Origin of the sequence: Kaistia algarum, from assembly GCF_026343945.1 — a bacterium.
In the GTDB taxonomy this organism is placed as follows: Bacteria; Pseudomonadota; Alphaproteobacteria; order Rhizobiales; family Kaistiaceae; genus Kaistia; species Kaistia algarum.
The window spans coordinates 2,133,292-2,145,768 of the sequence record NZ_JAPKNJ010000001.1 but is presented as its reverse complement, the minus strand read 5'-3'; the positions used below and the strand labels follow the sequence as shown (position 1 = coordinate 2,145,768).

13 protein-coding genes are annotated in these 12,477 nt (G+C 66.3%); 11 read left to right on the top strand and 2 right to left on the bottom strand.

Annotation, left to right across the window (positions count from 1 at the left end; all coding sequences use genetic code 11):
• Window positions 1–96 precede the first annotated feature (96 nt).
• Window positions 97–777: a GntR family transcriptional regulator gene (locus OSH05_RS10410; protein WP_165801693.1), complete on the top strand. Its 681-nt coding sequence runs from the start codon at window positions 97–99 to the stop codon at window positions 775–777.
• Window positions 778–909: 132 nt separating this feature from the next.
• Here the strand turns inward: OSH05_RS10410 and OSH05_RS10405 are convergent, their stop codons facing one another.
• The gene (locus OSH05_RS10405; RefSeq protein WP_165801694.1) at window positions 910–1,686 is read right to left on the bottom strand and encodes a GntR family transcriptional regulator; all 777 of its coding nucleotides are present in this window, start codon (window positions 1,684–1,686) and stop codon (window positions 910–912) included.
• 10 nt (window positions 1,687–1,696) lie between these two features.
• The gene (locus tag OSH05_RS10400) at window positions 1,697–2,569 is read right to left on the bottom strand and encodes an alpha/beta hydrolase (RefSeq protein WP_165801695.1); all 873 of its coding nucleotides are present in this window, start codon (window positions 2,567–2,569) and stop codon (window positions 1,697–1,699) included.
• Window positions 2,570–2,671: 102 nt separating this feature from the next.
• Here OSH05_RS10400 and OSH05_RS10395 point away from each other — a divergent pair, with 102 nt between their 5' ends.
• The 10 genes from OSH05_RS10395 (at window position 2,672) to OSH05_RS10350 (ending at window position 12,472) form a co-directional block, all read left to right on the top strand.
• Window positions 2,672–3,682 carry an isopenicillin N synthase family dioxygenase gene (locus tag OSH05_RS10395; protein WP_104220812.1) on the top strand — a complete coding sequence of 337 codons (1,011 nt, stop codon included), beginning with the start codon at window positions 2,672–2,674 and terminating at the stop codon, window positions 3,680–3,682.
• Between the two features lie 221 nt (window positions 3,683–3,903).
• A complete protein-coding gene (locus OSH05_RS10390) occupies window positions 3,904–5,478 on the top strand; it encodes an ABC transporter substrate-binding protein (RefSeq protein ID WP_266352165.1) in 1,575 nt (524 codons plus the stop codon).
• Window positions 5,479–5,512: 34 nt separating this feature from the next.
• The gene (locus OSH05_RS10385; RefSeq protein WP_104221317.1) at window positions 5,513–6,586 is read left to right on the top strand and encodes a methyltransferase; all 1,074 of its coding nucleotides are present in this window, start codon (window positions 5,513–5,515) and stop codon (window positions 6,584–6,586) included.
• Window positions 6,587–6,589: 3 nt separating this feature from the next.
• Window positions 6,590–7,516, top strand: a complete 927-nt coding sequence (locus OSH05_RS10380; protein ID WP_104221316.1) for an ABC transporter permease — start codon at window positions 6,590–6,592, stop codon at window positions 7,514–7,516.
• Window positions 7,513–8,226 (top strand): PIG-L deacetylase family protein, encoded by a 714-nt coding sequence (locus OSH05_RS10375; RefSeq protein ID WP_104221315.1) that lies wholly within the window; start codon window positions 7,513–7,515, stop codon window positions 8,224–8,226. The genes OSH05_RS10380 and OSH05_RS10375 overlap by 4 nt, the downstream gene beginning before the upstream one ends.
• A 20-nt stretch (window positions 8,227–8,246) precedes the next feature.
• Entirely contained in the window at window positions 8,247–9,095 is an 849-nt protein-coding gene (locus OSH05_RS10370; protein ID WP_104221314.1) for an ABC transporter permease, read from the top strand.
• Window positions 9,095–10,093 (top strand): ABC transporter ATP-binding protein, encoded by a 999-nt coding sequence (locus OSH05_RS10365; RefSeq protein WP_104221313.1) that lies wholly within the window; start codon window positions 9,095–9,097, stop codon window positions 10,091–10,093. The genes OSH05_RS10370 and OSH05_RS10365 overlap by 1 nt, the downstream gene beginning before the upstream one ends.
• Window positions 10,090–10,929, top strand: a complete 840-nt coding sequence (locus OSH05_RS10360) for an ATP-binding cassette domain-containing protein (RefSeq protein ID WP_104221312.1) — start codon at window positions 10,090–10,092, stop codon at window positions 10,927–10,929. The genes OSH05_RS10365 and OSH05_RS10360 overlap by 4 nt, the downstream gene beginning before the upstream one ends.
• A 62-nt stretch (window positions 10,930–10,991) precedes the next feature.
• On the top strand, window positions 10,992–11,702 hold the full coding sequence (locus OSH05_RS10355) for a GntR family transcriptional regulator (RefSeq protein ID WP_104221311.1): 711 nt from the start codon (window positions 10,992–10,994) through the stop codon (window positions 11,700–11,702).
• Window positions 11,699–12,472, top strand: coding sequence for an SDR family NAD(P)-dependent oxidoreductase (locus OSH05_RS10350; RefSeq protein ID WP_104221310.1), 774 nt, complete (start codon window positions 11,699–11,701; stop codon window positions 12,470–12,472). The genes OSH05_RS10355 and OSH05_RS10350 overlap by 4 nt, the downstream gene beginning before the upstream one ends.
• Window positions 12,473–12,477 lie beyond the last annotated feature (5 nt).

The window sequence follows — 12,477 nt, the reverse complement described above, 5'->3', positions numbered from 1 at the left end:
AACGTCTCTGTCTGGATTGTTGACAATCATTGCCGCTATTGTGAGCACGACCGGGCTGCTATGAACGGCATCGGCGGTGGCCGGAACGGGGATGAAATGGAAGACGGTTCAATCGAGGATGCCCTCGCCGCGCGCATCCGCTCGGCCATCTCCGATGGCAAATTGCCACCGGGCACCAAGCTGCCCGAGGAGATGCTCGCGGAGCAGTGGAGCGTGAATCGAGCGCGCATCCGCACCGTCCTGCAGCGCCTCGCCTTCGAGGATCTGGTGGAGCTGAAGCGCAACCGCGGCGCCTTCGTCTCGACACCAGGCAACAAAGAGGCCCGCGACGTCTTCGAGGCGCGCCGCGTGATCGAGCGGGTCACCACCGAGATCGTCACCCGCACGATCCTGACCCCGCAGCTGAACGCGCTGAAGGCGCAGCTCGACGACCGCGAACGGACCTGGGTCCATGGCAACCGCCAACAGGCCATTGCCTCGATCAGCGCCTTTCACCGTTCGCTCGCAGCACTCGCCCACAATGAATCGCTGGCCCAGGCGCTCGAGCGGCTGATCCTGCGCTCGGCCCTGATCCTCGGCCTCTATGGCACGACCGACACCTTCGCGCGGGCCTCCGCCCATTACGGCACGCTGCTCGCCGAGATCGATCGCGGCGAGAGCATCGTCGCGGCGCGAACCATGGAGCGCTGCTTGTTCACGCTGGAAAAAGGCCTCGACCTCCGCCCGGCCGCCCCTCGCGACATCGACCTTGCTCGCGTCGTCAGCCGCACGGGTTAGGATTTACCACCGGCATCCGGTTCGGGCCGCGGCGAAGATGGTGGCTACCGAGAACCGCGGCGGAGCGTACATCTGTAGGTGAGCACCGGAAGCGGAGGGTGACGCCATTTGCAGCCCGGCATGGACGGAAGGCTATCCGCCGAGCGCGGCGGCGAGGCTGTCCTCCTCATCATGAATGCCATGCAGCAGCGCGGCTTCCATGTGTTCCAGATGATGGGTCAGCAGCCGGTCGGCGGCCTCGCCATCGCCCGCCGCGATCGCATCCAGCAGCGCGCCATGTTCGCCGATCGAACAGTCGAGATCCTGCGCATGCGTATGGGCGGCGAGCGCCAGCGACATTTGCGGGATGATGTCCTGCAGCATGCGCAGCAGCCGCGCGTTGCCGGCAAAGGCCGCCAGCTTCAGATGGAATTCGCCCGACAGCCGGACTTCCGCCAGCCGATCCCCCAGCGCGATCGCGGCATCCTCCTCGGCGGTGTGACGGCGCAGATGGGAGACGATCATGCGCCGTCGCGCCGGGCCAAGCGCGGCAAGCGTCCGCACAACATGACGCTCGATCAGCCGCCGCCCCTCGAAGGCGTCGCGACATTCGGCAAAGGTCGGGCGCGCGACGAAGGCGCCGCGATTGGGCTCCAGGCGGACGATATCGTGCTGCGACAAGACCAGGAGGATGCGCCGGATCCGCTCGCGGCTGACGCCGAAAATGCCGGCAAGGTCCTCCTCGACCAGCTTGACGCCCGGCAGCAGCCGCCGCTCGGCAATCGCATCCATCAGCTTGCGGAAAGCGGCCTGCTCGACAGCCGTAAGGCCGGCCGGCCGCAGCTCCAGCCCGACAAGTTCGGGCGGCTCGCCGCTGGCGACGCTCTTGGAGCGCCGCGCCTTCGGCTTCCTTTCGGGCTCTTCCGTCAACGGCCCCTCCCTAGCTTGTCCGCACGACCAGCGCGGAGAGCGCTTCTGCGAGGAACCCGTCCGGCGCGGCCAACTGGTCCAGAACCGAGAAGTGATTGGTATCAGGCACGGAAAGCAAGGTTGCGTCCCGCCCGAGCGCGATGAGCGTCGCGTGATAATCGGCCGACTGGCGGCGGATTTCCGGAATCTCCAGCGCGCCATGGGCGAGGATCACCGGCGCCGTCTCGGCAGGAACGTCGTGCAGCGGCGAAAATCGCCGGGCGGTCTCCCGGTCCATGCCGATCGCGTCGTTGAGCGAAGCGACTCGGATCGGGTCGAGGTCATAGATGCCGCTGATCAGCAGCGCGCCGCGAACATCCGGCCGGCCGAGCGATAGCGCGGCAAGATGGGCGCCGGTCGAAATGCCGGCGAGATAGAGTCCGCCGGTGCGTCCGCGAAGCGCCAGTTCCTCGGCGAGGAAGGCAACCTGATCGGTGGCCTCGGCGCAGATCTCCGCCATCGTCGCTTGCGGCGCCAACGTGTATTCGCCGATCGCAGCGCCTATGCCGCGGCCAAGCAGGCCGCGCGCCACATGGGCCTGCCCCTCCTTGTCGTTCCACTGCCAATAGCCGCCATGCAGAAAGAAACAGACCGGCGCATCCAGCGTCTCGGGTAGGAACAGGTCCATGCGCTGGCGCGGCATGGCGCCATAGCGAACGTCCCGCTCCACGCCGGAGGCGGCGTAAAGCGCCTCGCCCTCGCGCGTCCAGCGGTCCAAATAGGCCTGCCAGTCGGTCACCACCGCACGATTGCTATAGGCGACATCGAGCATCGCCCGATCCATGCCGCGATAGCGCTCGACCCTCTCCGCGCCATCGCCGGGCTTGTTGGGTTCGTCGGCCATGCCTTCGTCGAGCTCCTCTTCTGTTTCGCCCTGAAAGGGACTTTACGACAGTCCTCTCCTATGCGCAATATTGTGCACAATATTGTTGATCAGGAGCCCATCATGCCGACCGACTTCATTCTGGAACGCGTTCCTGTTGTCGATATCGCGCCCTTCCTGACCGGCACGCCTGCGGAAAAGGCCGCGGTGGCCGAACTGGTCGACCGCACCAATCGCGAGATCGGCTTCCTCGTCATCACCGGCCATGGCTTTGATCTCGGCCTGCTGCAGCGCTGGTTCGATCTCTCGAAACGCTTCTTTGAAGGGCCCGCCGCGATCAAAGAGGCGGTGCGCCATGCAGGGTCAGCCGTGCAGCAGGGCTATCACGGCTCCGCAAGTTCCGGGCTCGCTGCCAAGGAGGGTCAGGAGGCGCCGCCGGACCTGCGCGAATATTTCATGATCGGCCGCTCCGACCTTTCGGCGCCGGTCTATAGCAGCGAGGCGGCCCGCCCGTTCCATCCGGACAATGTCTGGCCCGACGCGCCGGCCGGGTTCCGCGAGACCGGTACGGCCTATTACGAGGCCGTGAGCGCTCTCGGCGCCGATCTGATGCGGCTGTTCGCGCTGGCTCTGAAGCTCCCCGAGGATTGGTTCGACGACAAGATCGACCATTCCTTCTCGATCCTGTCGTCGATCTACTATGCGGCGCAGAAGACGGCGCCCCTGCCCGGCCAGCTCCGCGCCGGCGCCCATACCGACTATGGCAGCCTCACCATCCTGGCGCCGACCGCCGCTCCCGGCGGGCTGCAGGTGCGTACGCTCGCCGGCGATTGGGTCGATGTCCCGCATGTGCCCGGCGCCTTCGTCGTCAATATCGGCGACATGATGCAGCGCTGGACCAATGATCGCTGGCTCTCCAATTTGCACCGTGTCGTCAATCCGCCGAGCGCGGTCGCCTCGACCAGTCCGCGCCAGTCGATCGCCTTCTTTCTGCACCCGAACTATGACGCGACGATCGAATGCATCCCGACCTGCACGTCACCCGGCGAGATACCGAAGCACAAGCCGATCGCGGCCGGCCAATATATGAGGGAAAAGGAAACCGCGATCGCTACCGCGACTGCCAAGAAGTAGCCTTATATTAGCCGGCAAATGACCGACGCCAACCGAGCCGCGGCCCCGCCGCGGCTCTTTTCGTTTGGGCGAATCCGATGCCGATGGTGGGAGGAGACGCCCGTTCCATCCGGTTGACGCCCTTCTCCGATACGGTATACTGAACACCATAAACAGCACCGACGCTGGGAGCGACGGGAAGCTTGCGGGTTCGATCCAGCACCGACCAGAAGGGAAGCATCATGTCCGATTGGAAAGACGACAAGGCGTTGCCACGCGCCGCCGGCCTCGACCGGCGCCGATTCCTGCAGGCGGCCCTCGCCTCGGGTGTCGCGCTGCCGATCCTCGGCGGCATCGGCTCGGGGACCGGCGTGCAATTCGCCCGGGCCATGGCCGCGGAAGGCGCCACGCCGACCGGCACGCTGACCTATGGCAACGCCGAGCCGCCAACCTCGAATTATTGGGACCCGGCGGCCGGCTTCGGTCTCGTCGACGAGCAGGTCGCGTCGCTCGTCCATGACACGCTGATCGCCTTCGACGACAAGGGCGTGTTGCAGCCTTCGCTGGCCACCGCCTGGAAGCGCCTGTCGCCGACCACCGTCTCCGCGACCTTGCGCACCGACGCCAAGTTCCATGACGGGACGCCGGTCACCGCCGAAGATGTCAAGGCGAGCTTCGATCGCCTCGGCCTCGGCAAGCTGGCGCAGGCCATGCTCGTCGTCGAGGGCCTGAAGGTCGACATCAAGAGCCCGACCGAGATCGAAATCGTGTCGCCGAAGCCGTTCGGCGTCATCGAGAACGCGATGGCCTTCGTCAAGGTCCTACCGAAGGCCAACATCGACGCTCCCGACAATTTCAAGAAGGGCGCGCTCGGCTCGGGTCCGTATAAGTTCGTTTCCTATACCGGCAATGACGTCACGCTGGAGGCCAATCCCGACTATTGGGGCGGTGCGCCAAAGATCAAGACGATCGTCTTCCGCTATATCGAGGACGGCCAGGCTCGCATCAACGCGCTGCTCGACGGTCAGGTCGACATCCTCACCCGCGTTTCGGCGGAGGATATCGGCCGCGTCAAGGACAATGCCGGCTTCACGGTGGTCGACGAATCGCCGCCCTCGCAGATCGTCGGGCTTGTCCAGCACAACGGCCCGTTCAAGGACGTGAAGCTGCGGCAGGCGCTGGCCTATGCCGTTGACCGTGAGGCGATCGCCAAGAGCATCGGCGGCGGCGTCAATCCGGTCGGGTTCTCTGCTCTGCCGACCTCGACGCCCTTCTATCAGCCGCTTGAGCCGAAATTCGGCTACGATCCGGAGAAGGCCAAGGCTCTCGTCGCCGAGGTCAATCCGGACGGCGTCGACATCACCATGGCGACGACGACGCTGGTGCCGAACCAGATCGAGATCGACCAGGCGATCGCCGCCTCGCTCGAAGCCGTCGGCTTCCGTCCCAAGGTCGAGCGTCTGGAGGTCGGTGCGTTCCGCTCGTCCTACAATACCTATGATCTGACGCTGAATACGCTCGCCTCGTTCAACAACGACGCCGACTTCATCCTCGGCCTCTATACGGGCGGTGCCGGCGAGGCGATCTGGCATCTGAAAGACGACAAGATCGTCGAGCTGATCGCGGCGCAGCGCGCAGCCAGCGGCGACGAGCGCCAAGCGGCGTTGACCGCGGCGGCGCAATATTTATGGGACAATCAGGTGACGTTGTATCTCAGCGATGAGAAGTGGCATTTCATCGTGGCCGGGCGCGTCAAGGACTATACCCGCGCGCCGCTGGTCGGCGAGGCCCTGGCCGCCAAAGCCTCGGTGAGCTGACCAAGCCCTGTCCTCGAAACAACGGGTCGCCCCCATGGATGCCGTCGTCGGAATGGAAAGCGAGGCTGCGCTCACCCTGCGCCGCCTCGCCGATGCGGCGAACCTCGCGCTGTTGCAAAGGCCCGGCCCCGGCGGCGGCCCGTTCTGGGATCCGCTGGCAGCCGAGCATATGGCCGCCGGCGCCCCGGATCTGGACGCCGCAATCATCCGCCTGTTTCTCGGTGGATCGTCCGTGCCCCGCGAACGCCTCGCCGAACTCTTCGGCGCGGCGGCCGTCGCGGCCCTCGAAAGCGCTGCGGTTCTCCAGCCGGCGGAGGGCGGCCTTGCCAGCCCCCTGCTGCTGGCGAGCTTCCTGAATCAGCATGTTTTCGCTGCGCCGCCGCCCGGCCATCCTCGATTCTCGCGCGATCTCGCGCCCTATTGCGGGCCGGAATCGCTCTTCTATGGCCGCATGCTGGCGAAGCGCGGCCCCTATGGCCGCCATCTCGATCTGTGCACCGGTACCGGGCTGATGGCGCTTCTGCCCGATGCCGAGGCGACGGTCGCCGTCGATCTCGATCCGTCGGTCATCCCGGTTGCGCGGCTGAACCTCGCGCTCAATCTGCGCCCCGACATCGAACTGCGCCTTGGCGACCTCTTCTCGCCGGTCGCTGGCGAACGCTTCGACCTCATCACCGCCAATCCGCCCTTCCTGCCGCAAGGACCCGGCGGCGAGTTGCCACTCTGCGGGGCCGGCGGCGCCACCGGCGGGGAAATGCCCCTGCGCATCCTGGCCGGCGTGCCGGACCATCTGAGCCCCCGGGGCGAGGCGCTGATCTATTGCGAGGGTTTCGGCGATGCCTCGGGCCCGGCGCTGGCAGCCAGCCTAGCCGCCATATGCTCTCCTGCGCATGATTATACCGGCTGGATCGGCAGCGTTGCCGGTGCGGACCGGGCCATCTTCGGGCTCGTGGCGCTCTGGTGCGCGGCAGGCGCCAGCGAGACCCAGGCCTGGGCCCATTGGGCGAACCTCGCCCGGACGATGCCCGCCTCCCATTATTATTCGATGGTCTGGCAGGTGCGGCCCGGCAGCGGCGCGCTTTCCATCCGCCCGCTCGGACCTCGGTGAACCATGTCCCGCTTCGTCGTCAGCCGCATCCTTCAGGCCGCCTTCATTGTTTTCTTCATCGCGGTCAGCGTCTTCCTGATCCTGCGCCTCTCCGCCGGCGATCCGGCCCGCATCCGCGCGCCCGTCTTCGCCCGCCCCGACGTCATCGAGCAATATCGCCGCGACTTCGGCACCGACCGGCCGATTCCCGTGCAACTGGCGAGCTTTTTCGCCGGGGCGGCCCGCGGCGATCTTGGCAATTCCTTCCGCTTCCAGGCGCCGGTGACCAGCCTCATCGCTGAGGCGCTGCCGAAGACGCTGCTGCTCGCCGCCGCCGCGCTCGCCATCTCGCTGACCGTCTCCGTCATCCTCGGCTCGCTCGCCGCGCTCCGCCCACGCTCGATCTGGGGCTGGCTCTCCTCGGCACTCGCCGCCTTCGGTCAGGCGGCGCCGGTATTCTGGTTCGGCGTGATCCTGGTACTCTTCTTCTCGATCACGCTGCGATGGCTCCCATCGGGCGGCTTCGCCGGGCCCTCCAGCCTGATCCTGCCGGCGATTGCCGTTTCGCTGTCGATCCTGCCGACGCAATTACGCGTGCTTCGCGCCTCCATGGAGGCGACGCTGAAGCAGGACTTCATCCGCACGGCGCGCGCCTTCGGCCTCAAGGAACGGCGGATCGTCTTCGTCTATGCGCTCCGAAATGCCTGCCTGCCGCTGATCACCGTGATCGGCGTCGATATCGGCTATCTGCTCGGCGGCGTCATCGTCGCGGAAGTGGTGTTCAACTTCCCCGGCATCGGCGAGCTCGCGCTCGTGGCCCTCAATGCCCGCGACTATCCGCTGATCCAGGGCATCACGATCGTCACTGCCACCACCTTCGTCATCATCAACCTCCTGATCGACCTCCTCTACGGACGGATCGACCCACGCATTCGACTGGAGCAGCCATGAACGTCCTCGCCATCGGAGCCCATCCCGACGACATCGAGATGCAGTGCGCCGGCACGCTCGCGCTCTATGCGCAGGCGGGGCACAAGGTGTTCATGGCCGTCGCCACCAATGGCAATGTCGGCTCGCCCACCCATACGCGCGCCGAGATCGGCGCCATCCGCCGGAAGGAGCAGGAAGCCTCCTGCGCCATCCTCGGCGCCGAGCTGATCTGGATGGATTTCGATGATGAGTGGCTCTTCAACGACCGCGCCACGCGTACCGTCTTTCTCGACGCGATCCGCAAGGCGCAGCCCGATGTGATGTTCATCCATTCGCCGAATGACTATCATCCCGACCACCGCATCGCCGGCCAGGTCGCCGAGGATTGCCGCATCCCCGCTTCGGTCCGCCTCGTCGAGACCATGCTACCGCACTGCCCGAAGATTCCGCATGTCTTCTACATGGACAATGTCGCCGGCGTCGGCTTCGAGCCCGAATGCTATGTCGACATCTCCAGTGTGATCGAGACCAAGCGGGCGATGCTGCGCTGCCATGAGAGCCAGGACACCTGGATCCGCGCGATCTATGAGAACGCGTCGATCACCGATTTGATGGAGCGCGTCTCGGGCCTGCGCGGCGCCGTGGCGGATTGCGGCTTTGCCGAGGGTTTCCGCGAACTGAAGACCTATCCGCGCACCGGCTCGCCCGCGTTGCTGCCGAACCTCGCATAATCAAGGTGACGGCGATCCCGATGGACGCTCCGCTAGCGACCCCCCGCAGGACCCGGCACGCCGACATCAACGCGCCGCTCGTCATCGGCGCCGTCCTGCTCGGGCTCGCCATTCTCTCCGCCGCGCTCGCCCCGGTTCTCGCGCCCTATTCGCCGGTCGCCATCGACCTTTCGGCCGTGCGCAAGCCGCCCTCGCTCGTCCATCTCTTCGGCACGGACGGCGTCGGCCGCGATGTCTTCACCCGGGTGCTCTATGGCGGGCGGGTCTCGCTCACCGTTGCCGGTATCGGCATGATCGGCTCTCTGTCGGTCGGCACGATCATGGGCCTGCTCGGCGCCTTTGGCGGGCGCTTGGTCGAGGTGATCGTCAGCCGGCTGATCGATATCCAGCTCGCCTTTCCATACGTTCTGCTCGCCATCGCCGTGACCAGCGCGGTCAAGCCCTCGATCCCCGTCCTGATCCTCCTCATGGTGCTGGCAGGCTGGGCCGGGGCGGCGCGTGTCGTGCGAGGTATCGCGCTGCAGGAGCGTGGCAAGGATTATGTGAAGGCCGCCGCGGTGCTGGGCATCCCGAAGATCCGTGTCGCGCTTCGCCATGTGCTGCCCACCATTGTACCGAGCCTCGTCGTGCTCGCCGCCATGCAGATGGCCGCGATGATCGTGTTCGAGGCCACCCTGTCCTTCCTCGGCATGGGCGTGCAGCCACCGACGCCGTCCTGGGGTGGGATCATGCTGGACGGCAAGAACTACATCACCACCGCCTGGTGGATGACCTCGCTGCCCGGCGTCGCGCTGGTCATCACCTCGCTCAGCCTCGTCCTGATCGCCGACGGCCTGCAGCGGCGCTTCAATCGCAAGGCGGTGCGCTGATGTCGGTCGAACCCGCTCTCCGCTTCGACAACATTACCATCGCCTTCCCCGGCGAGACCGGCCCACTCAAGGTCGTCAACGAACTATCCTTCGCCGTCGAGCCCGGAAAGTGCCTCGTCATCGTCGGCGAATCCGGCTCCGGCAAATCGATGGCCTGCCAGGCGCTGCTCGGCATCGTGCCCGCTCCTGGCGCCGTCTCCGGTGGTGGCATCTTCTGGTCCGGCCGTGACCTGCTCCAATCGAGCGAAAGCGATTGGATGAAGGTGCGCGGCGCCGAGATCGCCATGATCTTCCAGGACCCGAGCGCCGCGCTCAACCCGCTGATGCCGGTCGGACGGCAGATCGTCGATGTCGTCCGCGCGCATCGCTCCGTCACCCGGGCGGAAGCCGAGCGGCGCGCCGTCGAGGTGCTGCACCAGGTCGGCTTCCCCGATCCGGAACGGCGCATGCGCGCCTATCCTATCGAGCTTTCCGGCGGCTTGCGCCAACGCGTCGCCATCGCGCTGGCGCTCGCCTGCAGTCCCAGGCTGATCATCGCGGACGAAGCGACGACCAATCTCGACGTGTCGATCCAAGCCCAGATCATCGGCTTGCTGCGCGATCTGAAGGACGAACTCGGCCTTTCGATCGTCTTCGTCACCCATGATCTCGGCCTCGCCCCGGAGATCGGCGACGACGTGCTGGTGATGTATGCCGGCCATGCCGTCGAGCGCGGACCGGTTCGCGCCGTACTGGACCGGCCGAGCCATCCCTATACGATCGGCTTGCTGAACTCGGCACCGACGCTGCAAAGTTCTCGCGCCCATCCACTGAAGCCGATCCCCGGACAGGTGCCGAGCCTTGCCGATATCGGCATCGGCGCGCCGTTCCGCAGCCGCTGCCCGGTCGTCGTGCCCGGCCGCTGCGAGACCGCGAAGCCTGGCTGGACGCCTTGCGGCGACAACCACGCCGTCGCCTGCCACCGCTTTGCGCTGGACGGGATTGGAGGCGTGCAATGAACGCTATTCTCGAAGGGCGCAACCTGGTCAAGACCTTCACGACCCATCGCGGCGGCCAGCGCCACGAGATCCGCGCCGCGGGCGACGTCAGCGTCGGCGTCAAGGCGGGCGAGATCGTCGGTCTCGTCGGCGAATCCGGCTCCGGCAAGACCACGGTCTCGCGCATCCTGATCGGCATCGAGACGGCAACGAGCGGCGAGGTCCTGCATGACGGCAAGCCTGTCCGAACCAAAGCGGAGTGGAAGGCGCTGCGCCGCGACGTGCAATACGTCTTCCAGGACCCCTATACGTCGCTGTGCCCGACCATGCGCGTCGGCGAGGCTCTGGCCGAGCCGCTGCTGGTGCATGGGATCGGCAGCCGCGGCGAAAGGGCGGAGCGCGTGCGCGAGGCGCTCGGTCTCGTCGGCCTTTCGGCCGCGATGGCCGATCGTTTGCCGTCACAGCTTTCCGGCGGCCAGCGCCAGCGTGTCAGTCTGGCACGGGCGCTGATGATCCGGCCGCGCATCGTCATCTGCGACGAGATCGTCTCGGGCCTCGATGTCTCGGTACAGGCGCAGGTGCTGACGCTGCTCACCGATCTGCAGGCCTCGCTCGGCCTCGGCCTGATCTTCATCTCTCATGATCTGCGCGTGATCCGCTATCTCTGCGACCGCGTGGTGGTGATGTATCGTGGCGAGATCATCGAGGAAGGACCGGTGGGCGAGGTGTTCGACGCGCCCAGGGCCGAATATACCCGCGCACTCCTTGCCGCGATCCCGGATCCCTCGCGCCGCGGCGGGCCCATGCTCGGCCGCCGCGCTATTTCCCTCGAAGCGGGAGCGGCGCGCTTGGCATGATACCGTCTATCGTATACATAACCGACCGATTTTCCCCGACCCCCTTTTGCGGAGAGTGAGCCATGGCGGGCGCAGCGAAGCTTGACCGTTCATCGGCGCAGCGTGGCTTCCGCCCGATCGAGCGGGCGCGGACCATTCCCGACGAGGTCGCCGACCGCATCATCATGGCGATCGTCTATGGCGAGAAGCTGCCCGGCGACCGCATCACCGAGGCCGAGATCGCCACCGGCATGAATGTCAGCCGTGTGCCGGCGCGCGAAGCCATGCAGAAGCTGGCGCTGCAGGGCATCCTTGAGGCCAGCGAACTGCGCGGCATGCGCGTCGCCGACTTCACCGAAGAGCGGATCAACGAGCTCTATGAAGTGCGCCTCGCAATCGAGAAGGTGACCTTCCGCCACGCTATGCGGCGAGCTGCCGACAACCCGGCCCTGCTAGCGCCGCTGGAGGCGCTGGTCGAGGAGATGAACGGCATCGCCAGCAATGGCGACCATATCGCCGTCGGCCAGCTCGACGTCGAGTTCCACCGGACCGTCGCCCATATCGCCCAGAACAAGATGGCCGAGCGGATCTGGGAGGGCCTCTCGCAGCACCTTCTCATCGTCTTCTGCCGGGAATGGATCCGCGCCGAGGATCCGCCGCAGGAAGTGAAGCTGCATCGCGAGCTGCTCGAACTGCTACGCTCCGGCAAGGAGGAGGATATCGACGCGATCCTGACCGCGCATGTCATCGGCCCGCACTCGCTCCTTCTCGAGCGCTGGGAGCGTCCGGCATGAGCACGGACGTGCAAGCCCGTGTCGCGATCGTCACCGGAGCCGGCCGCGGCATCGGCGCCGCCATCGCTCGCCGCCTCGCCGGCGATGGGGTGGCGGTAGTCGTCGCCGACATCGACGAACCGGAAGCGACAAGCGTAGCGGCGGAAATCGGCGGCGACAGCATCGCTTTCGGTGTCGACATCACCGATGGCGGCCAGGTGGCGGGATTGGCGAATTTCGTGGCGGCGCGCTTCGGCCGCTGCGACATCCTCGTCAACAATGCCGCGATCCTCGATGCGACCCCGCTCGCCGCGCTCGACATGGCGCGCTTCCGCAAGGTCCAGGATGTCAATCTGGACGGCGCCCTCGCCGTCACGCTCGCTCTGCTGCCGCTGCTACGCCAGTCGAAGGCCGGCCGCATCCTCAACATCGCGTCTATCCTCGGCGTCCGGGGCGCTCGCGACAGCGTCGCCTATTCGGCTGCCAAGGGCGGGATCGTCAATCTGACCCGCGCTCTCGCCTGCGACCTCGGTAGCGACGGCATTACCGCCAACGCGCTCGCGCCGGGCTTCATCGATACGCGCATGGCGCTGCTCCCGGACGGTTCGGGCCACGAACACGAGACCGACTGGTTTCGCGACATCTATCTGAAATATGGACGCATTCCGCTGCTGCGCCCGGGCACGCCCGAAGATGTCGCCGATGCCGCCCGCTTCTTCTGCTCCAACGACAGCCGCTATGTGACCGGCCAGGTTCTGCTGGTCGATGGCGGCGTGTCGGCGACCTTCTGACTCCG

Coding starts and splice junctions, on each gene's coding strand:
- OSH05_RS10410 (WP_165801693.1), top strand. CDS start 97: ATGGAAGACGGTTCAATCGAGGATGCCCTCGCCGCGCGCATCCGCTCG.
- OSH05_RS10400 (WP_165801695.1), bottom strand. CDS start 2,569: ATGGCCGACGAACCCAACAAGCCCGGCGATGGCGCGGAGAGGGTCGAG.
- OSH05_RS10395 (WP_104220812.1), top strand. CDS start 2,672: ATGCCGACCGACTTCATTCTGGAACGCGTTCCTGTTGTCGATATCGCG.
- OSH05_RS10390 (WP_266352165.1), top strand. CDS start 3,904: ATGTCCGATTGGAAAGACGACAAGGCGTTGCCACGCGCCGCCGGCCTC.
- OSH05_RS10385 (WP_104221317.1), top strand. CDS start 5,513: ATGGATGCCGTCGTCGGAATGGAAAGCGAGGCTGCGCTCACCCTGCGC.
- OSH05_RS10380 (WP_104221316.1), top strand. CDS start 6,590: ATGTCCCGCTTCGTCGTCAGCCGCATCCTTCAGGCCGCCTTCATTGTT.
- OSH05_RS10375 (WP_104221315.1), top strand. CDS start 7,513: ATGAACGTCCTCGCCATCGGAGCCCATCCCGACGACATCGAGATGCAG.
- OSH05_RS10370 (WP_104221314.1), top strand. CDS start 8,247: ATGGACGCTCCGCTAGCGACCCCCCGCAGGACCCGGCACGCCGACATC.
- OSH05_RS10365 (WP_104221313.1), top strand. CDS start 9,095: ATGTCGGTCGAACCCGCTCTCCGCTTCGACAACATTACCATCGCCTTC.
- OSH05_RS10360 (WP_104221312.1), top strand. CDS start 10,090: ATGAACGCTATTCTCGAAGGGCGCAACCTGGTCAAGACCTTCACGACC.
- OSH05_RS10355 (WP_104221311.1), top strand. CDS start 10,992: ATGGCGGGCGCAGCGAAGCTTGACCGTTCATCGGCGCAGCGTGGCTTC.
- OSH05_RS10350 (WP_104221310.1), top strand. CDS start 11,699: ATGAGCACGGACGTGCAAGCCCGTGTCGCGATCGTCACCGGAGCCGGC.